At 65.3% G+C, this 1,053-nt stretch carries 2 protein-coding genes; both read left to right on the top strand.

Going from position 1 to position 1,053, the window contains the following annotated elements:
- Positions 1–240 (top strand): PTS sugar transporter subunit IIC (locus DXD24_RS10005; RefSeq protein WP_147324175.1); only part of this gene is annotated, 240 nt, incomplete at its 5' end.
- Positions 221–1,053, top strand: an 833-nt coding sequence (locus DXD24_RS10000) for a PTS system mannose/fructose/sorbose family transporter subunit IID (protein WP_147326365.1), incomplete at its 3' end; no start/stop codon positions are given. The genes DXD24_RS10005 and DXD24_RS10000, both read left to right, overlap by 20 nt.

Below are 1,053 nucleotides of genomic sequence, written 5' to 3'. Positions count from 1 at the left end.
GGCGTTGCCGCCAACATCCTGCCTGCCATGGGCTTCGCCATGCTCGGCCGCCTGGTGCTCACCAAGCAGCTCGTGCCCTTCTACTTCCTGGGCTTCCTGCTGTGCTCCTACGCCAACGTGCCCGTCCTGGGCGTCGCCCTGATCGCCATCATCATCGGCATCGACAAGTTCGACCTGCTCGGCCTGGGCGGAGCCCAGCCCCAGCTCTCCGCGGAAGGGGATGAGGACGATGACTTCTAGTCCCGAGAACAAGATCACGCGCTCCGACCTCATCAAGAGCGCCGTCAACACCGGCGCCCTGGGCATGGAGTTCTCCTGGACCTACTACAAGCAGATGAACATCGCCTTCTGCCTGATGGTCGCCAACATGCTCAAGAAGATCTACGCCGGCCGCCCCGACGACTACGCCGAGGCCCTGCACCGCCACTGCGCGTTCTTCAACATCACCGTCCAGTTCGCCCCGTTCGTCGGCGGCATCGCGATGGCCATGGAGGAGAAGGTCGCCCGCGGCGAGATCGAGCCGGAGAGCGTCAACGACGTCAAGGCCGCCCTCATGGGCCCGCTGTCGGGCATCGGCGACTCCATCTTCCTGTCGACGCTGCGCGTGGTCGCCGCCGCGGTGGGCATCAGCCTGTGCCAGGCCGGCAACCCCTTCGGCCCCATCGCCTTCCTGCTCATCTACAACGTCCCCGGCTTCGCGCTGCGCATCTGGGGCGCCGTCAAGGGCTACGAGCTGGGCGTGGGCTTCCTGGACGAGGCCCAGAGGACCGGCCTCATGCAGAAGATCATGACCTGCGTGGGAATCGTGGGCGTCATGGTCGTGGGCGCCATGTGCAAGGACATGTTCTGGGCCAGCATCCCGGTGGCCATCGGCTCGGGCGACGACGCCCAGACCCTCCAGGACATCCTGGACGGCATCATGCCCGGCATGCTCGGCATGATCGCCTTCTGGCTGTACTACTGGCTGCTGTCCAAGAAGATCAACCCCATGGTGCTGATCGTGGCCACCATGGTCGTGGGCATCGTCGGCGCGTTCTTCGGCGTGCTGGCGTA

The organism is Collinsella sp. TF12-2AT (assembly GCF_003436735.1).
Classification (GTDB): Bacteria; Actinomycetota; Coriobacteriia; order Coriobacteriales; family Coriobacteriaceae; genus Collinsella.
The sequence above is the reverse complement of the archived record's forward strand: the minus strand, read 5'-3'. Positions and strand labels throughout refer to the sequence as shown.